Annotated in this window: 19 protein-coding genes; 3 read left to right on the top strand and 16 right to left on the bottom strand. The window is 52.4% G+C overall.

Annotation, left to right across the window (positions count from 1 at the left end):
* Positions 1–203: 203 nt before the first annotated feature.
* The 12 genes from H3L92_RS12370 to H3L92_RS12315 form a co-directional block, all read right to left on the bottom strand.
* The gene (locus H3L92_RS12370) at positions 204–692 is read right to left on the bottom strand and encodes a dihydrofolate reductase (RefSeq protein ID WP_085365852.1); all 489 of its coding nucleotides are present in this window, start codon (positions 690–692) and stop codon (positions 204–206) included.
* 134 nt (positions 693–826) lie between these two features.
* A complete protein-coding gene (dnaJ, locus tag H3L92_RS12365; RefSeq protein ID WP_085365851.1) occupies positions 827–1,957 on the bottom strand; it encodes a molecular chaperone DnaJ in 1,131 nt (376 codons plus the stop codon).
* Between the two features lie 144 nt (positions 1,958–2,101).
* Positions 2,102–2,527 carry a F0F1 ATP synthase subunit epsilon gene (locus tag H3L92_RS12360; protein WP_085365850.1) on the bottom strand — a complete coding sequence of 142 codons (426 nt, stop codon included), beginning with the start codon at positions 2,525–2,527 and terminating at the stop codon, positions 2,102–2,104.
* Positions 2,528–2,537: 10 nt separating this feature from the next.
* Positions 2,538–3,935 carry a F0F1 ATP synthase subunit beta gene (atpD, locus tag H3L92_RS12355; RefSeq protein WP_085365849.1) on the bottom strand — a complete coding sequence of 466 codons (1,398 nt, stop codon included), beginning with the start codon at positions 3,933–3,935 and terminating at the stop codon, positions 2,538–2,540.
* A 36-nt stretch (positions 3,936–3,971) separates the two neighbouring features.
* On the bottom strand, positions 3,972–4,847 hold the full coding sequence (atpG, locus tag H3L92_RS12350; protein ID WP_085365848.1) for a F0F1 ATP synthase subunit gamma: 876 nt from the start codon (positions 4,845–4,847) through the stop codon (positions 3,972–3,974).
* A gap of 32 nt (positions 4,848–4,879) precedes the next feature.
* Positions 4,880–6,424, bottom strand: coding sequence for a F0F1 ATP synthase subunit alpha (gene atpA / locus H3L92_RS12345; RefSeq protein ID WP_085365847.1), 1,545 nt, complete (start codon positions 6,422–6,424; stop codon positions 4,880–4,882).
* Positions 6,425–6,434: 10 nt separating this feature from the next.
* Entirely contained in the window at positions 6,435–6,968 is a 534-nt protein-coding gene (locus tag H3L92_RS12340) for a F0F1 ATP synthase subunit delta (protein ID WP_085365846.1), read from the bottom strand.
* 4 nt (positions 6,969–6,972) lie between these two features.
* Positions 6,973–7,443: a F0F1 ATP synthase subunit B gene (locus tag H3L92_RS12335; RefSeq protein ID WP_085365845.1), complete on the bottom strand. Its 471-nt coding sequence runs from the start codon at positions 7,441–7,443 to the stop codon at positions 6,973–6,975.
* 74 nt (positions 7,444–7,517) lie between these two features.
* A complete protein-coding gene (gene atpE, locus H3L92_RS12330; RefSeq protein ID WP_004284425.1) occupies positions 7,518–7,751 on the bottom strand; it encodes a F0F1 ATP synthase subunit C in 234 nt (77 codons plus the stop codon).
* Between the two features lie 89 nt (positions 7,752–7,840).
* On the bottom strand, positions 7,841–8,707 hold the full coding sequence (gene atpB, locus H3L92_RS12325) for a F0F1 ATP synthase subunit A (RefSeq protein WP_085365844.1): 867 nt from the start codon (positions 8,705–8,707) through the stop codon (positions 7,841–7,843).
* Complete coding sequence (locus H3L92_RS12320; protein ID WP_085365843.1) at positions 8,697–9,050, bottom strand: ATP synthase subunit I; 354 nt, start codon at positions 9,048–9,050, stop codon at positions 8,697–8,699. Before H3L92_RS12320 ends, atpB begins: the two co-directional genes overlap by 11 nt.
* Before the next feature lie 298 nt (positions 9,051–9,348).
* Complete coding sequence (locus H3L92_RS12315; protein ID WP_085365842.1) at positions 9,349–10,209, bottom strand: ParB/RepB/Spo0J family partition protein; 861 nt, start codon at positions 10,207–10,209, stop codon at positions 9,349–9,351.
* A 137-nt stretch (positions 10,210–10,346) separates the two neighbouring features.
* Between H3L92_RS12315 and udk the strand changes: the two genes are divergently transcribed.
* Positions 10,347–10,976: a uridine kinase gene (udk, locus tag H3L92_RS12310; protein ID WP_085365841.1), complete on the top strand. Its 630-nt coding sequence runs from the start codon at positions 10,347–10,349 to the stop codon at positions 10,974–10,976.
* 211 nt (positions 10,977–11,187) lie between these two features.
* Here the strand turns inward: udk and H3L92_RS12305 are convergent, their stop codons facing one another.
* Both H3L92_RS12305 and proB read right to left on the bottom strand, forming a co-directional pair.
* Positions 11,188–11,616 carry a hypothetical protein gene (locus H3L92_RS12305; RefSeq protein ID WP_245945442.1) on the bottom strand — a complete coding sequence of 143 codons (429 nt, stop codon included), beginning with the start codon at positions 11,614–11,616 and terminating at the stop codon, positions 11,188–11,190.
* 679 nt (positions 11,617–12,295) lie between these two features.
* Complete coding sequence (proB, locus tag H3L92_RS12300) at positions 12,296–13,420, bottom strand: glutamate 5-kinase (protein WP_085365840.1); 1,125 nt, start codon at positions 13,418–13,420, stop codon at positions 12,296–12,298.
* Between the two features lie 252 nt (positions 13,421–13,672).
* On the opposite strand from proB, the gene H3L92_RS12295 reads away from it, so the two are divergent.
* On the top strand, positions 13,673–14,392 hold the full coding sequence (locus tag H3L92_RS12295; protein WP_085365839.1) for an SDR family oxidoreductase: 720 nt from the start codon (positions 13,673–13,675) through the stop codon (positions 14,390–14,392).
* A 149-nt stretch (positions 14,393–14,541) separates the two neighbouring features.
* Complete coding sequence (locus tag H3L92_RS12290; protein ID WP_085365838.1) at positions 14,542–15,117, top strand: NAD(P)H-dependent oxidoreductase; 576 nt, start codon at positions 14,542–14,544, stop codon at positions 15,115–15,117.
* Between the two features lie 139 nt (positions 15,118–15,256).
* Here H3L92_RS12290 and H3L92_RS12285 read toward each other — a convergent pair whose 3' ends face one another.
* Positions 15,257–15,556 carry a DUF2818 family protein gene (locus H3L92_RS12285; RefSeq protein ID WP_085365837.1) on the bottom strand — a complete coding sequence of 100 codons (300 nt, stop codon included), beginning with the start codon at positions 15,554–15,556 and terminating at the stop codon, positions 15,257–15,259.
* A 219-nt stretch (positions 15,557–15,775) separates the two neighbouring features.
* Positions 15,776–17,221: an NADH-quinone oxidoreductase subunit NuoN gene (nuoN, locus tag H3L92_RS12280; protein ID WP_085365836.1), complete on the bottom strand. Its 1,446-nt coding sequence runs from the start codon at positions 17,219–17,221 to the stop codon at positions 15,776–15,778.
* Between the last annotated feature and the right edge of the window lie 4 nt (positions 17,222–17,225).

Below are 17,225 nucleotides of genomic sequence, written 5' to 3'. Positions count from 1 at the left end.
TTACTCCGTTACGGCGTTGCTGCGCCTTGCCGTACTACCCGTACTGTCTGCGGCTTGCGGCCTTGTGCCGAAGTAATTGAATTCACCATAAAGATAAGGCGGAATTATAACAGCTTGGCTGTGAAACTTTGCGGAAATGTATGAAGGCCGTCTGAAAACCGGACGAGGCTTTTTTCAGACGGCCTTTGTGTGCAAAAACCAAACTATCGCAAACGCTCGTAATGCACAAACGCATAGCCCGTGCCATTTGCCGCCGTATGCGCTTCACGGCTTGTTTCCTGCCACCGGCTGCGGTCGATCGGGGGGAAAAACGCATCACCTTCCACATTCAACCCGACTTCGGTAATCCGCAAATCGGTAGCGGCCGGCAGGGCTTCGGTGTAAATCTGCGCACCGCCCATAATGATGATTTCGGCATCCTCGGCACAAGCCGCCAGCGCGGCCGACAAATCAGGCATAACTTCCGCCCCCTCTGCCGGATAATCCGCCCGACGGCTGACCACGATATTGCGGCGGCCCGGCAGCGGCTTTTTCGGCAGCGATTCCCATGTTTTACGGCCCATAATCACAGGCTTGCCGGTGGTATAGGCGCGGAAAAAAGCAAAATCTTCAGGCAAATGCCACGGCATGGTGTTATTGATGCCGATGCAGCCGTTTTCTGCACAAGCGGCAATTAGAGTGATTTTTTGCATACGCTGCTTTCATATTCAACGGTTTGCGGCAAGCGGCCGACAAACAACAACCCTGCTCACCTGCTCCCGATAAAGTTTCAGACGGCCTTTAGGTTTTTTCAGGCCGTCTGAAACCATAATGTACCATGCCCCCATTAATCGAAAATGTCGCGGACTTTATCGAAAAACGATTTCTGGCGGGGAGTTTGCGAACGATCCATGCCGGTAGAGATTTTTTCAAACTCTTCCAGCAATTCTTTCTGACGCTCGGTTAAGTTAACCGGCGTTTCCACCACCACATGGCAATACAAATCCCCCACCGCGCTCGAACGCAACGACTTGATGCCTTTGCCTTTCACGCGCATCCGGCGGCCGGTTTGGGTTTCTTTGGGAATGCTCAGCTTCACCTTGCCGTCGAGCGTCGGCACCTCCACCTCGCCGCCCAGTGCGGCAATGGCAAAACTGATCGGCATTTCGCAATGCAGATCCAACCCGTTGCGCTCGAATGTTTTGTGCTCTTTAACGTGCACCACAACATACAAATCGCCGCTCGGCGCGCCGTGCATACCCGGCTCGCCCTCCCCGCTCAGGCGGATGCGCTGGCCGTTGTCGATGCCCGCCGGAATATTCACTTCAACGGTTTTGCTGGTTTTCACCCGCCCTTCGCCGCGGCATTTCACGCACGGATCTTTGATTTCTTTGCCCGTGCCGTGGCAGGTGGGGCAGGTTTGCTGCATTTGAAAAATGGCCTGGCGCACATGAATGGTGCCGCTGCCGTGGCAGGTGGAACAGGTGCTGGCCGATGTGCCGGGCTTCGCTCCGCTGCCGTGGCACACATCGCATTCTTCATAAGTCGGAATGGTAATGCGCTTTTTAATGCCTTTGGCCGCTTCTTCCAACGTGATTTCTACCGCATATTGCAAATCGGCACCTTGATAGCTCTGTTGGCGGCCGCCACCGGCACCGCCTCCGAACATCTGGCTGAAAATATCTCCGAAATCAAAACCTTGCGCGCCTCCGAAACCGCCGAAACCACCAAAGCCGCCTCCGCCCATGTTCGGATCCACTCCGGCATGGCCGAATTGGTCATAAGATGCCCGCTTTTGTTTGTCCGACAAAATATCATAGGCTTTCTGCACTTCTTTAAATTTCTCTTCCGCCTCCGCATCGCCCTGATTGCGGTCGGGGTGATATTTCATGGCGAGTTTACGGTAGGCTTTTTTAATTTCGTCGTCGCTTGCGCTGCGGGCCACGCCCAGAATTTCATAAAAATCTTTATTGCTCATGATGAATGTTCGGTAATGGTATGAAAATTGGCTTTTAAAATAAGGGCAGAAAATCGAAACTCAAGAGAGTTGCTGATATTTCGGCGGCGGGCAAATAAAAAGCACAGCCTGAAGCTGTGCTTTGCCGGATTTGCAGGCAAATCCTTATTTGTTTTTTTGCGAACGGAGGTAATCCAATGTTTTGAGTTGTGCAATCGCGGCGGCCAATGCTGCTTGTGCCTTGGCCAGCGAATCATCGTCCTGGGCTTGGGAAATACGCGCCTCGGCGGCTTTTTTCGCCTCTTCGGCACGCGCCTGATCCATCTCTTCGCTGCGCACGGCCACATCGGCCAACACGGTCAGCTTGTCGGGTTGTACTTCCAGCAGGCCGCCTGAAACGGCAACCAGCAATTCCTCAGGCCCCCCCGGCACGGTCAAACGTAATGCACCGGGGCGGACCAAACTCATAATCGGCTCATGTCGCGGATAAATACCAAGTTCACCCGTCAGGGTCGGCACTACAACAAAGCTGGCCTCGCCTGAAAAGATATGCTCCTCGTTACTTACCACTTCAACTTGCATGATATTCATGCCGACCTCCTTAGTTTAAGCCTTTCGCTTTCTCTACGGCTTCTTCGATACCGCCAACCATATAGAAAGCCTGCTCGGGCAAGTGGTCGTATTCGCCGCTCAAAATGGCCTTAAAGCCGGCAATGGTGTCACGCAGAGAAACATATTTGCCCGGAGAACCGGTGAATACTTCGGCTACGTGGAAGGGCTGCGACAGGAAGCGCTGGATTTTACGTGCGCGCATTACAGTCAGCTTGTCTTCGTCAGACAACTCGTCCATACCCAGAATGGCGATGATGTCGCGCAATTCTTTGTATTTTTGCAGGGTTGACTGTACACCGCGGGCCACATCGTAGTGTTCCTGACCCAAAACCATCGGGTCGAGCTGGCGTGAAGTAGAATCCAGAGGATCCACTGCGGGGTAAATACCCAAAGAAGCAATATCGCGGCTCAATACCACGGTTGCATCCAAGTGGGCGAAAGTGGTTGCCGGAGACGGGTCGGTCAAGTCATCCGCCGGTACGTATACGGCTTGAATCGAAGTGATCGAACCGGTTTGCGTAGAGGTAATGCGCTCTTGCAAACGGCCCATTTCCTCAGCCAATGTCGGCTGGTAACCCACCGCCGAAGGCATACGGCCCAATAGTGCGGATACTTCGGTACCGGCCAAAGTGTAACGGTAGATGTTGTCCACGAAGAACAATACGTCGCGGCCTTTGCCGTTTTCGTCTTTCTCGTCGCGGAAGAATTCGGCCATGGTCAAACCGGTCAGGGCTACGCGCAAGCGGTTGCCCGGAGGTTCGTTCATCTGGCCGTAAACCATAGCCACTTTATCCAATACGTTGGAATCTTTCATCTCATGGTAGAAGTCGTTACCTTCGCGGGTACGCTCACCTACGCCGGCAAACACAGACAAACCGCTGTGCGCTTTGGCGATGTTGTTAATCAATTCCATCATGTTTACGGTTTTGCCCACGCCCGCACCGCCGAACAGACCTACTTTACCGCCTTTGGCAAACGGACACAGCAAGTCGATTACTTTGATGCCGGTTTCGAGCAATTCGGTGGTGCTTGAAAGCTCGTCGAATTTCGGGGCTTCTTGGTGAATGGCGCGTTTTTCAGCCGCACCCACGGGGCCTGCTTCGTCAACCGGATTGCCGAGCACATCCATAATACGGCCCAATGTGGCTTTGCCCACGGGCACGGTAATCGGCGAGCCGGTATTGGTTACGGCCATACCGCGTTTGAGACCGTCTGAACTGCCCATTGCAATGGTACGTACCACACCGTCGCCCAGAAGTTGTTGAACTTCCAAAGTCAAATCGGCATCGACCAATTTAAGGGCATCGTAAACGTGCGGGATAGCTTCGCGGGGAAATTCCACATCGACTACCGCACCGATAATTTGTACGATTTTGCCTTGGCTCATTATCGTATCCTATTTTAAATGCGCGACACCTCAGCCTTAAACGGCCGCAGCGCCTGCAACAATTTCTGACAACTCTGTGGTAATCGCAGCTTGGCGCGATTTGTTATACACCAAGCGCAACTCTTTAATGGCATTGCCGGCGTTATCGGTGGCGGCTTTCATCGCCACCATACGCGCAGCTTGTTCTGATGCCATATTGTCGCTCAACGCTTGATAAACCACAGACTCCAAATAGCGGCGAACCAAATACTCCAAAACAGCAACCGGGCTGGGTTCGTAACGGTAATCCCAGTTAAAATCGCTGCTTTCGCTGACACTTTCGATTGTGTTTTGGCCGATGGGCAACAAAGTCTCGATGCGAGGTTCTTGGCGCATGGTATTCACAAAACCCGAATACACCAAATGAACGGCATCAAGCTGCTTTTTGCCGTAGCGTTGGAAAATCTCGGTTAACGCGCCCAGCAGTTTTTCCATACGGGGCGTATCCCCCAAATTGGTTACGCTGGCAATCACATTCAAACCGATACGCTGGCAAGCCGCCAAACCTTTACTGCCCAAGCAAACCACATCAACTTCGATGCCCTGCTGTTGGTACTCTTGAACTTGCGCCAAAAACTTCTTCAAAACGTTGGCATTCAAACCGCCACACAAACCCTTGTCGGTGGTAATCAGAATGAAACCCGCCCGTTTTACTTCTTTATGGGGCTCCAAGAACCTGATGCCGTGATCCGCATGAGTTTGCGCCAAATGGCTCATCACCAAACGCACTTTTTCAGCGTACGGACGCGCCAAGCGCATCCGTTCTTGAGTCTTCCGCATTTTAGAGGTTGACACCATCTGCATCGCTTTAGTGATCTTTTGGGTATTTTGAACACTACGGATTTTGGTGAGAATCTCTTTTCCTACTGCCATTTCAGACTCCTTTCATCTTTCTTTTAGAATGCTTACGCGTAGCTGTAAGAAGATTTAAAGGATTTCATCGCCTGAGCCAGCACTTGCTCGTTTTCATCAGACATTGCACCTGAAGCATTAATGGCATCTAAAACAGCGGGATGCTGGGTTCTCACATAGCTCAGGAAGTCCGCTTCGAAAGCCAATGCTTTAGAAACCGGAACGTCTGCGTATGAACCGTTGTTAATCGCCCACAGGGTCAACGCCATTTCAGCGGTGTTAAGAGTGCTGAATTGTTTTTGTTTCATCAATTCAGTAACCACTTCACCGTGTTGCAGCTGTTTGCGGGTTGCTTCGTCCAAATCGGAAGCAAACTGCGAGAATGCCGCCAATTCGCGATACTGAGCCAATGCCAAACGGATACCGCCGCCCAATTTCTTAATAACTTTGGTCTGCGCCGCACCGCCTACGCGCGATACGGAAATACCGGCGTTGATCGCAGGGCGGATGCCTGAGTTAAACAAATCGGTTTCCAAGAAAATCTGGCCGTCTGTAATGGAAATAACGTTGGTCGGCACGAATGCAGATACGTCGCCCGCCTGGGTTTCGATAATCGGCAGTGCAGTCAACGAACCGGTTTTGCCTTTTACTTCACCATTGGTCAGACGCTCAACCTCATCCGCGTTGATACGTGCCGCACGCTCCAACAAGCGGCTGTGCAGGTAGAACACATCGCCGGGGTAGGCTTCGCGGCCCGGGGGGCGGCGCAGCAGCAGTGAAATCTGGCGATAGGCAACGGCCTGCTTGGACAAATCGTCATACACAATCAGCGCATCTTCACCGCGGTCGCGGAAAAATTCGCCCATCGTGCAACCGGCATACGGTGCAATAAATTGCAGAGCGGCAGCTTCAGACGCAGTTGCGGCCACAACAATTGTGTGCTCCATTGCGCCGTACTCTTCCAATTTGCGTACTACGTTGGCAATAGAAGATGCTTTTTGACCAACGGCAACATAAATACAAATAACACCTGTGCCTTTTTGGTTAACGATGGCATCCAATGCAACGGCTGTTTTGCCGGTTTGGCGGTCGCCAATAATCAGCTCACGCTGGCCACGGCCGATAGGTACCATTGAATCGATAGATTTCAAACCGGTTTGCATGGGTTGGTCTACCGATTGGCGTGCAATCACGCCCGGTGCAATTTTCTCAATCGGGGCGGTTAAAGTTGTGTTAATCGGGCCTTTGCCGTCAATGGGTTGGCCCAGCGCATTCACAACGCGGCCTACCAGTTCGCGACCGATGGGCACTTCCAAAATGCGGCCGGTACATTTAACTTCATCGCCTTCTTTAATATGCTCGTATTCACCCAACACCACGGCACCGACGGAGTCGCGCTCCAAGTTCATTGCCAGGCCGAAAGTGTTGCCGGGGAACTCAAGCATTTCACCTTGCATAACGTCTGACAAGCCGTGAATACGAACAATACCGTCGGTTACGGAAATAACGGTGCCGCGGGTGCGCACCTCTGCATTTACCGACAGATTTTCGATTTTGGCTTTAATCAAATCGCTAATTTCAGCAGGATTAAGCTGCATGAAAACTCTCCTAATTTGTCATAGCCGTATACAAGGCGTTTAATTTACCTTGTAACGACAAATCCAGTACTTGGTCACCGATTTCCACTTTAACGCCACCGATTAGTTCGGGATCCACTTTGGTAACTGCTTCCAAATTGGTGCCGAAACGTTTTTGCAAGTCGGCGGTCAAATCTTTCAACTGGGCATCGCTCAGCGGATAAGCGCTGTAAATGACGGCCCGTTTGGTGTGATTCAGTGCCAAGGTTAAGTCTTGAAATTGTGCATAAACTTCAGGGAGAATCTGTAAGCGTTTTTGCTCGGCTAGCACCGATACAAAATTTTTCAGATTAGGGTTGCTTAAACCTACCAAACCGGCCAGTGCTTCAACTTTCTCTGAAGCGCTTTTTTCGGGCTGTTCGATAAACGCCGCAACTTTTTCCTGCTGCACAACAGACGCCAGCTCTTTCAGTCCGCCCAACCAAGACTCTATTTGGTTTTTCTCTTGAGCCAAACCAAACAATGCTTTCGCATAGGGTCTGGCAATCGTTGCGAACTCAGCCATAAGATTACAGCTCCTGTTTCAGGGCGCTGAGCATTTGCGCATGCTTGTCGGCATTGACTTCGCTACGCAAAATAGATTCGGCACCTTTAACAGCCAATGCGGCAACCTGTTCGCGCAAAGCTTCACGGGCGCGGTTGGTTTCCTGTTCCACATCGGCTTTGGCCTGTGCTGTAATACGGGCAGCTTCGTGGGAAGCCTGTTCTTTGGCTTCTTCTACGATTTTGGCTGCACGTTTTTCGGCGTTGGCCACCATTTCGGCAACCTGGTTACGCCCATCGGCCAAGAGTTCTGCAACTTTCTTTTCTGCCTGTTCAAAATCGCTCTTACCGCGTTCGGCTGCTGCCAAACCTTCGGCGATTTTGTCGGCGCGCTCGTCTAACGCTTTTGCAATCGGCGGCCACACAAATTTCATGGTGAACCATACCAGACCGAAAAATACGATTAACTGCGCAAATAAGGTTGCATTGATATTCACTTTACTTAACCTTCGTATTAGGGTTAATCAAACAAACGGTGTTTCATCTGCATGAAAGCAGCTTGCCGTTAGGATTAGCCTGCAAACGGGTTAACGAAGGCAAACAGCAGGGCAATGGCCACACCGATCAGGAATGCGGCATCAATCAAACCGGCAATCAGGAACAGTTTGGTTTGCAGCGGGCCAATCAGCTCAGGCTGGCGTGCAGAAGATTCCAAATATTTAGAACCTACCATGGCGATGCCGATGGATGCACCCAAAGCGCCCAAAGCAACAATCAGACCACATGCGATAGCAATCAAACCCATTTTAAAACTCCTTAATAAAAAACAAAGGTTAAAACTACGTTGGAAAAACTACTTACTTAAAAACGGCAAACATCATTAAATTTAATTTTTTAGTGTGCGTCATGTGCCTGGCCGATATACACGAAAGCCAAAGCCATGAAGATAAATGCCTGAAGGGTAATAACCAAAATATGGAAAATAGCCCACACCATACCGGCAAGGATATGGAATACGAACATAACCGGATCCATCACACCGATACTGCCGGACACCGCCCAAGCACCGCCCAGCAATGCAATCAGCAGGAACACCAGCTCGCCGGCATACATATTGCCGAACAACCGCATACCGTGCGATACGGTTTTAGACAGGAATTCTACGATATTCAGGATAAAGTTGGCAGGAGCCAGCCAAGGACCGAAAGGTGCGGTGAACATTTCGTGCATCCAGCCGCCGAATCCTTTGATTTTGACATTATAGTAGAGACAGATCAGCAACACGCCGATAGCCAACGCCAAAGTGGTGTTCAAATCTGCAGTAGGCACGACACGCAGCAGGGCGTGGTGCTCACCGGTTGCCATCTGCCAGCCCAAGGGCAGCAAATCTACCGGCAGCAAGTCCATTGCGTTCATCAGGAAAATCCACACAAACAGCGTTAAGCCCAGCGGGGCTACGAATTTGCGTGATTGCTCGTTGTGCACGATGCTTTTACACATATCGTCCACAAATTCGAAGAGTATTTCTACGGCCGCCTGAAAACGCCCGGGAACGCCGGGAGTCGCCTTTTTGGCACCGCGCCACAGAAAGAAGCTGCCGATCACTCCCAAAACCACGGCAAAAAAGATTGCATCCAGGTTGATAAATGAAAAATCGGCGATATTTTTCAGGCCTTGCCCTTGGGTTACATCCTGCAGACTCGTCAAGCTCTGTAAGTGGTGCTTGATGTAGTCGGCAGCAGTCATCGATTCACCTGCCATAGTCTCTAACTCTCAACAATGCTAAAAAAACCAGATGGCTGACTACAAACAACCCTGCGACAAAGGGCAGGAATTTCAGCGTTTCATGCCAGATTGCGAAAACAACCAGCATCAACACCAAAGCCAGCATTACTTTTAAACCTTCTCCCAGCAGAAATATCTTTCCCGCCCATTGCGGGTATGGCCTGAAAATTTTTAGAAGTAATACCGCAGTTGCCGAGGGCAGCAAGTAACTCAACCCGCCTGCCAAGGCAGACCAAAAACCGCTACTGCCGCTTACAAGGGCGCATAACGCAGCCGTTACCGCCAATGCCGCGATTTGCGCATACACAATCTTATTCATATAACGTAAGCCGAAGGCAGATTAAGCGGGGCTACTATAATCAAGATGTGTTTAAGCGTCAAGACAATTGTTAACCTTTGTGAATCAAATATCTGACTCGGTTTTGTTTTATTTCCGCGCCGTTCGGTACACCGCCTAAAAGCCACTACATGATACTACATTATATTAAAAATTAAACAGCGGAATCTTTGCCTATTTGTGCATAATCTGCTTTTTTTCTTAGCTTTTATAAGTTGTTTATATCAAAACAAAGGCCGCCTGATTTTTTCAGACGGCCTCATCGGGCAACTACAGCGGTTTAAGCATCATATTCCACCCCGAGTTGCTGCAGCAGGTTTTCCAGCGTTTCGGGGGTATCGAAATACAAAACGATTTTGCCTTTTTTCTGGTTCCGGGTCTGCACTTCGGCATTCACGCCCAGTTTGTCGGTAATGGCATCGTTCAAACGGCGGATATCGGGGTTGATTTTTTTGATGGTTTCCGCCTTTTTGCCTTGATGCATCAACTGGCTGCGGCGTTCGACCTCGCGCACCGACCACCCGTTTTTTACGGCTTTTTGAGCCAACAGCAGTTGGTCGACCACCGGCAGGGTTAACAGGGCGCGGGCGTGGCCCATTTCCAAACGGCGCTGGTAGAGCATATCCTGCACCGGTTCGGGCAAGCCCAAAAGACGCAAGCTATTGGAAATGGCGCTGCGGCTTTTTCCCACGGCTTTGGCGATGGTTTCGTGCGTTAAGCTGAATTCGTCGGCCAAGCGTTTCAAGCCGCGCGCTTCTTCGATGGGGTTGAGGTTTTCGCGTTGCAGGTTTTCAATCAGACCCATCGCCAGGGCGGCTTCGTCGCTAATACTTTTGACCACCACGGGGATCTCGGTTAATCCGGCCAGTTGGCTGGCGCGCCAGCGGCGCTCGCCGGCAATCAGCTCGTATTGCGACAGGCCGCGTTCGCGCACGATAACGGGTTGGATAACGCCTTGGGCTTTAATGGATTCGGCCAACTCGTGCAGGGCTTCGTCGTCCATCTGCACGCGCGGCTGGTAGCGGCCGGGCTGTATGTCGGACACGGCAACCGTGGTGAGGCGGTCGTTACCGCCGTCGTCGATATTGTTGGAAATCAGTGAATCTAAGCCGCGGCCTAAGCCGCCTTTGGGTTTTGTCATGTGGTGGTTCCTTTTTTCAGACGGCCTTAATTGTATCGGATATTGCGTTCGGGCGCACAGGCAGAGGCATCTGCCCTACCTTCGGGCTGCACTGTTTTTCTTGATATAATACCGCTCATTTTCTTTCGGAACAGTTAATGATGAAAAAACCTGTGATTATCGGCGTAGCCGGCGGTTCCGGCTCCGGCAAAACCACTGTATCGCAAGCGATATACCGCCGTTTCAGCGGCCGTTCGATCACGATTATCGAGCAGGATTATTACTATGTTGACCAGCCGCACCTTTCGTTTGAAGAGCGGCAGCGGCAAAACTACGACCACCCCTGCGCCTATGACAACGACCTGCTTCACGCACACCTGACGCAGCTTTTGCAACGCAAAGCGGTGGAATTGCCGCAGCATAACTACAAAACCTATCTGCGTGCGGCGGAAACCATCCGCCAAGAGCCGGTGGACGTGATTATTTTGGAAGGGATTTTGGCCTTATATGATGAAAAAATCCGCAATCTGATGGACATCAAGCTGTTTGTCGATACCGATGCCGATTTGCGCTTTATCCGCAGAATGCTGCGCGATATTGAAGAACGCGGGCGCTCGGTGGAATCGGTGGTGGCGCAATATACCGGCCAAGTCCGCCCCATGCACAACCAGTTTGTCGAGCCGACCAAACGCTATGCACACATGATTATCCCCTGCGACGAACAGAACAATGTGGCGGTGGACGTGTTGATCGCCAAAATCGAGGCGGTGCTGCAAGAACAGCTTTAGGGAGTGTAGTCAGAATGCTTGCGAAGCGGTTTTTTGAGGAAAAATCCACAGGTGCCAGGAAAAAAGCGCAGCAAGATTGGATATCTTGCGAGCATTTTTAACGCTGCAGATGCGGATTTTAACCAAAAATACCTCCGCAACGCTTTCTGACTAAACTCCCTAATGGCTTTTCAGACGGCCTCAAGCCCTGCCCTGCTTTGTTGCCAATATGTCAATGCACCTTGAACGGCAGAAACGACAAATCCATCACATAGGCTTTGGGATTTGACCAATCCACCTTCACCTTAACGCTGCCGCCCAAATAAGGCTTGGGGTTTTGCGCCATCGGCGGGCTGACGAACGTTTGGATTTTGCCGTTGTGCGGGTTTGGCGCAACGGCGATGATTTCATATTGGTCGATATAATCACCGTCTCCCGTTTTACGGCTCCACTGCCGCACTTCCTGCACGGCGGCCTGAATCTCCACCCCGCTTTTCACGGCCTGCTGCTCGCCTTGGTATTTCGGCAGCAATATAAAGAAAAACAGGCCGCCCAATACCAGCGTTACCAGCCAGGTAACCGGGTTCGGCACCAACACAGAGGCAATCAGTGCAGCGGCCAACAATATGCCTGCTATGATTAATGTGGTCAGGGAAATCATGTTTGCTTTCCGAATTTGTTTACTCACAGCCTGAGGCCTTTGCAAGTCGTTTAGGCCGTCTGAAATGCTTGGATTCCGTCATTACCGCGCAGGCGGGAATCCAGTCGTTTTTTTGTAAGTTATTGAAATATAGTGAATTCAAATAAAAACTCCGAAATGAAATAACTGCATTCAAACTTGCAATTGGGCGATATGCTAAAGAATCGTTTTACCCTACTTCGGCATTCTTATTTTAATCCACTATAAAATACCTGATGATTTTAAGGCTGGATTCCCGCCTGCGCGGGAATGACGAGACACAAACGTTTTCAGGTTGGAATTGGCTTTTTGCAAATGTCTCAGCCTATATTAGGGCGTCTGAATTTTTCATAGCCGGCAAACTTATTTTTACTGCTCAAAACTTCTTTTTCTCTGCTGCGGTTTGCAGCTTTTTACAGCTTTAGTAACAGCCCTGTCATACTTTCAGACGGCCTTAGGGTCTGTTGACAATTAACGCAACGGCGGTATTTTTGGTCAAAATCCCCCGTCTGCGGCGTTAAAAATGCTCGCAAGGTGTTCAACCTTGCTGCGCTTTTTGCCTTGCATACGCAGTTTTTGCCTCAAAAAACCACTTCGCCGGTCACGTCGACAGACCCTAAGGTATTTTTGTAAAAGCCCCGCCCTGCCCGCTCCGCCGCTTTCAGCGGTGCAGCGCCATATTGTCGCGGTGTATCAACTCTTCTTCGTTGATATAACCGAGCTTGGCGGCAATTTGTTCAGACGGCGTTTTTAAAATTTTGCCGATTTCGCCGCTGCTGTAATTGACCAAACCACGGGCGATTTCCCTGCCTTCTGTGTTCAACACCGCCACCAGCTCGCCCCGGTGGAAATGACCGTTTACCCGCACGCAGCCCACGGGCAGCAGGCTGCGGTGGTGTGCGGTGAGCGCTTTTTCCGCCCCGTCGTCCACCACCAGGCTGCCCACCATCTGCACATGGCCGAGCAGCCATTGTTTGCGGGCGGCAACGCGGCTGTGGCCGCTGGTAAACAGTGTGCCTATGCTTTCGCCTTCCAGCAGGCGCACCAGCACATCAGGCTCCCGCCCCGAAGCAACCACGGTGGCCGCGCCGCTCAAGGCCGCGCGTTTGGCCGCCAACACTTTGGTATACATGCCGCCCGTGCCCACGCCGCTGCCCGCCCCGCCCGCCATGCGCTCCAGATCAGGGTGTTCGGCGGCGATGCGGCGGATAAACTGCGCCTGCGGGTTTTTGCGCGGGTCGCTGTCATACAGGCCTTGCTGGTCGGTGAGGATAACCAGGGCGTCGGCATCAACCAGATTGGTAACCAGTGCGCCCAAAGTGTCGTTATCGCCGAGTTTGATTTCTTCGGTGGTAACGGTGTCGTTTTCGTTAATCACCGGCACGATGCCTTTTTCGAGCAGGGTCAGCAGCGTGCTGCGCGCATTGAGATAGCGGGTGCGGTTGCTCAAGTCTTCGTGCGTGAGCAGAATCTGCGCCGTGTGGATTTGGTGGTAGGCAAAAGCGTATTCGTAAGCCTGCGCGATGCCCATCTGGCCGACGGCGGCGGCGGCCTGCAATTCGTTGATGGCAACGGGGCGTTTCGGCCAGCCGAGCCTTTTCACGCCTTCGGCAATCGCGCCGCTGGACACGAAAATCACATCCGTGCCGCGCGATTTGATTTCGGCGATCTGGGTTGCCCAGCGGTTGAGCGCGGCCTGGTCGATGCCGCGCCCTTCGGCGGTAACGAGGCTGGAGCCGACTTTAACAACAACGAGCTTGGCTTGGGAAAGGTTTTGAACAGTCATGGAAAGCTTTCTTACAGATGCGGGTTTCAGACGGCCTGTCTGCTTTTGCGCAAACAAAAATACTGCCACATAAAATCGGTAAAAGCAAAAATCAGGCAGACGCTTGCGGCCGCGGCCGCACAAAGTGCAACTTATCGCAGCATTTTCAACTCCTACCCTAAAAAAAAACCCGGCCGCACGCCCTGCCTTGGGCGGGCATACGGGCCGTCTGAAAACATACGCGCAACATTTCCGGACAAGAAAGGAAACATCATGACCCCAGACCCGCATACCGTACTCATCACCGGCGGCGCAAGCGGCATCGGCTTTGCGCTGGCGCAGAAATTCCATGCGGTGGGCAACCGCGTGATTTTGGCGGGCAGGCGCAGCGAAGCCCTGCAACAGGCCGCAGAGCGCCTGCCCGGCGCACTGGCCGAAACCGCCGACATCACCCGGGCGCAAGACCGCGCCGCGTTGGTGCAGAAATATCCCGATCTGAACATATTGGTCAACAACGCAGGCATACAGTTGAACAGCCCGTTGGCCGAACAAAGCGAAGCCGACATCACGCACGAACTCTGCGTCAACCTCACCGCCCCCATCCTGCTCACGCACGCCTTTCTGCCGATGCTGCTCAAACAGCCGCACGGCGCGGTGGTGAACGTTTCCTCAGGTCTGGCTATCGTCCCCAAAGAAGCCGCATCGGTTTATTGCGCCAGCAAAGCCGCGCTGCACAGCTTTTCGCAAACCCTGCGCTGGCAGCTGGAACACACGGGCGTGAAAGTGTTCGAGCTGATGCCGCCCTTGGTAGACACCGCCATGACCGCAGGGCGCGGCAAAGGCAAAATCAGCCCCGAGGCGCTGGCGGAAGAATTCTGGCAGGCATTTCTGGCCGACAAATACGAAATCATGGGCGGAAAAACCAAACTGCTCTACCGCATCAACCGCCTGTTTCCGAAATTGGCCGAACGCATCATGCGCAAGGGCTTGTAAATAAAACGCTTCAAGGCCGTCTGAAAACCGTTTTGGCATCCTGCCATATTTTCAGACGGCATTCGGCTTAAACCGTAACACCGTAAGACTGCGCTGCGCTGTGCGCAAGAAAACCCTGCCGTACGGTGTATTTTTCAGGAAGGAACATCATGTCTTTCACCACCGTTATCTACGCCCACCCTTATGAAAAAAGCTTCAACCACGGCATTTTGCAGCGCGTGCTGCAACTGTTGGACGCCAAAGGCGAAGCATACCGTCTGATAGATTTGTATGCCGACGGTTTCAACCCCGCCTACACCAAAGCCGAGCTTGCCCTCTTCAACCAAGGCAAAGCGCTTGACCCCCTGGTGCTGCGCTATCAGGAAATATTGCAGCAGACCGACCGCCTGATTTTCATCTTTCCCGTGTGGTGGGCAGACCTGCCTGCGATTGTGAAAGGCTTTGAAGACAAAGTGTTTCTGAAAACGCTGGCCTACGACGCCACCCCCACGGGCGTAAAAGGCCGCCTCACCCACATCAAAGAAGCCGTGGCCATCAGCACCTCCACCGCGCCCACCTGGTATCTGAAATGGGTGAGCGGCAACGGCATCGGCCGCGCCATGCTCGGCCACACCATCAAAGGCATCGGCGTGCAAAAACGCAAATGGCTGAACTTCGGCAATATCGATAACTCCACGCCCGCAACGCGGCAGGCGTTTTTGGACAAACTGGAGCGGCATGTGTAGGTCGGGCATTCATGCCCGACGGAATGAAAAAACACAAAGCAATGTCGGGCATGAGTGCCCGACCTACAAATAACGCGAAACACAAAACACCGACAGGCCGTCTGAAAAACGGTTTCCTTACCAAACCTTTTCAGACGGCCTACCCGCTGTTTCGTGCATTCCAAAAATACCGCCATACAAAAGCGGGAAAAGCAAAAACCAAATACAGGCAAACCGTTACGGCATAAAACTCCCAGTCTTGGGCGTGCACGCTTCCGGCGCGCGATTCGAGCAGATACGCCAAACCTGCCGTGATACCGAACCCGACAAACAGCTCAAGCAAATGATGGCCGAAATGTTTTTTATCCAGCGGGAAAATACCCAAAAGGCGCGGGGTGAGAAAAGGCGCGTTGGCGAAAATAAAGGCCAGCAGCAGCAAAACATACATGGATGCGGTCATATAGAAGCCCGGTTTGGTTTTCAGACGGCCCGCATAAGGGCAAATGCTTCCGAGGCCGTCTGAAAAGTGTTCAAATTACATATCCTGAAACCTTTGCAAAATACCTTGCGGTTATCAAAAACTACCTATCGCCGTCATTAGCTTTTTTTGCAAAGATCTCATCCTGCATATCAACCAAAACGGCAGCTTCCGGCTGCCGTTTCAATGATTCAAGCCGCATCAGAGCGTGCGCTCCAAGGCTTTCAGACACCAGTCCATCACACTTTGCGGCATCACGCCCCAAACCAAGAGCAGCGCAGCGTTAACCGATAAAAACACTTTCGCCGCCGCATTGCTGCCAATAGGGTGCGCGTTATCGGCGGCCGGGTCGAAATACATCACCTTCACCACGCGCAGGTAGTAGAACGCGCCTATCAGGCTCATCACCACGGCAAACACCGGCAGCCAGATATAACCTTGCGACAACAAAGCCTTAATCACGGCGAATTTGGCATAGAAACCCATCAACGGGGGAATCCCCGCCATGCTGAACATGGCCAGCAGCATCAGGAAGGCATACCAGGCATTGCGTTGGTTCAAACCCGCCAAGTCGCTGATTTCTTCACATTCTACGGCTTCGTCAGACAACAGCATCAGCACGCCGAAGCCCACCAAACCCATCACCACATAAGCGATGGCGTAATACAGGCCGGCAGTAAAGCCCAGCGCGCCGGCCATAAACGCCAGCAGGATAAAGCCCATATGCGAAATGGTGGAATAGGCAAACATGCGCTTGATGTTGGTTTGCATGATGGCCGCCAAATTACCGATAAGCAGCGAGGCTACCGCGAGAATCGCCAGCATCTGCGTCCAATCCTGCTGAGCCGTGCCCAAGCCTGTTACCAAAATGCGGAACGCAAACACCACGGCGGCGATTTTCGGCACGCTGCCCACGAAAGCGGCCACCGAAGTGGGCGCGCCGTGATACACATCGGGCACCCACATATGAAACGGCACCGCGCCCAGCTTGAACGCCACCGCCACCACGATAAACACCACGCCGAGCTTCAGCAGCCATTCCTGCGCCTGACCGTCGTAGGCCGTGGCCAGCACGGTGGCGAACTCCAGCGAACCGGTGGCGCCATATACCATGGAAATGCCGTACAGCAGCAAGCCCGAAGCAAGCGCGCCCAACACGAAATATTTCAGCGCGGCCTCGGCGGCTTTGGCCGAATCGCGGCGCAGGGCAATCATGGCATAAAGCGACAGCGACAACAGCTCCAAACCGATATAGGCGGTTAGGAAATGCCCCGCGCTCACCATCACGCTCATGCCAATGAGGGCAAACAGCGACAAGGTGTAAAACTCGCCTTTAAAAATGTTGCGCGCCTGATTATAGGGCTTGCTGTACACAAACAAGGCAAACAAGCCGGCATACATCACCATTTTCGACAGGCGCGACATACCGTCGGCAATATACATGCCGCCAAACGTGTACACGCTGTCGGGCGTCCACACCAGCCATTGCGTAACCGCCACCGCCGCCAGAGAAATCAGGCTCAGGATATGGGTGATGAAGCGGTTTTCGTCTTTCACCCACAAATCCGCCAGCAACACGATAAACAATGCCGACGCCAACACGATTTCAGGCATGGCGGGGATTAAATTCAAATCGGTCCAGTTCATTCAC

It is taken from the genome of Neisseria dentiae, from assembly GCF_014055005.1.
In the GTDB taxonomy this organism is placed as follows: domain Bacteria; phylum Pseudomonadota; class Gammaproteobacteria; order Burkholderiales; family Neisseriaceae; genus Neisseria; species Neisseria dentiae.
Note: the sequence above shows the minus strand (reverse complement) of the source record. Positions and strands in the feature narration are given on the sequence as shown.

Coding starts and splice junctions, on each gene's coding strand:
- H3L92_RS12370 (WP_085365852.1), bottom strand. CDS start 692: ATGCAAAAAATCACTCTAATTGCCGCTTGTGCAGAAAACGGCTGCATC.
- dnaJ (WP_085365851.1), bottom strand. CDS start 1,957: ATGAGCAATAAAGATTTTTATGAAATTCTGGGCGTGGCCCGCAGCGCA.
- H3L92_RS12360 (WP_085365850.1), bottom strand. CDS start 2,527: ATGAATATCATGCAAGTTGAAGTGGTAAGTAACGAGGAGCATATCTTT.
- atpD (WP_085365849.1), bottom strand. CDS start 3,935: ATGAGCCAAGGCAAAATCGTACAAATTATCGGTGCGGTAGTCGATGTG.
- atpG (WP_085365848.1), bottom strand. CDS start 4,847: ATGGCAGTAGGAAAAGAGATTCTCACCAAAATCCGTAGTGTTCAAAAT.
- atpA (WP_085365847.1), bottom strand. CDS start 6,424: ATGCAGCTTAATCCTGCTGAAATTAGCGATTTGATTAAAGCCAAAATC.
- H3L92_RS12340 (WP_085365846.1), bottom strand. CDS start 6,968: ATGGCTGAGTTCGCAACGATTGCCAGACCCTATGCGAAAGCATTGTTT.
- atpE (WP_004284425.1), bottom strand. CDS start 7,751: ATGGGTTTGATTGCTATCGCATGTGGTCTGATTGTTGCTTTGGGCGCT.
- atpB (WP_085365844.1), bottom strand. CDS start 8,707: ATGGCAGGTGAATCGATGACTGCTGCCGACTACATCAAGCACCACTTA.
- H3L92_RS12320 (WP_085365843.1), bottom strand. CDS start 9,050: ATGAATAAGATTGTGTATGCGCAAATCGCGGCATTGGCGGTAACGGCT.
- H3L92_RS12315 (WP_085365842.1), bottom strand. CDS start 10,209: ATGACAAAACCCAAAGGCGGCTTAGGCCGCGGCTTAGATTCACTGATT.
- udk (WP_085365841.1), top strand. CDS start 10,347: ATGATGAAAAAACCTGTGATTATCGGCGTAGCCGGCGGTTCCGGCTCC.
- H3L92_RS12305 (WP_245945442.1), bottom strand. CDS start 11,616: ATGATTTCCCTGACCACATTAATCATAGCAGGCATATTGTTGGCCGCT.
- proB (WP_085365840.1), bottom strand. CDS start 13,420: ATGACTGTTCAAAACCTTTCCCAAGCCAAGCTCGTTGTTGTTAAAGTC.
- H3L92_RS12295 (WP_085365839.1), top strand. CDS start 13,673: ATGACCCCAGACCCGCATACCGTACTCATCACCGGCGGCGCAAGCGGC.
- H3L92_RS12290 (WP_085365838.1), top strand. CDS start 14,542: ATGTCTTTCACCACCGTTATCTACGCCCACCCTTATGAAAAAAGCTTC.
- H3L92_RS12285 (WP_085365837.1), bottom strand. CDS start 15,556: ATGACCGCATCCATGTATGTTTTGCTGCTGCTGGCCTTTATTTTCGCC.
- nuoN (WP_085365836.1), bottom strand. CDS start 17,221: ATGAACTGGACCGATTTGAATTTAATCCCCGCCATGCCTGAAATCGTG.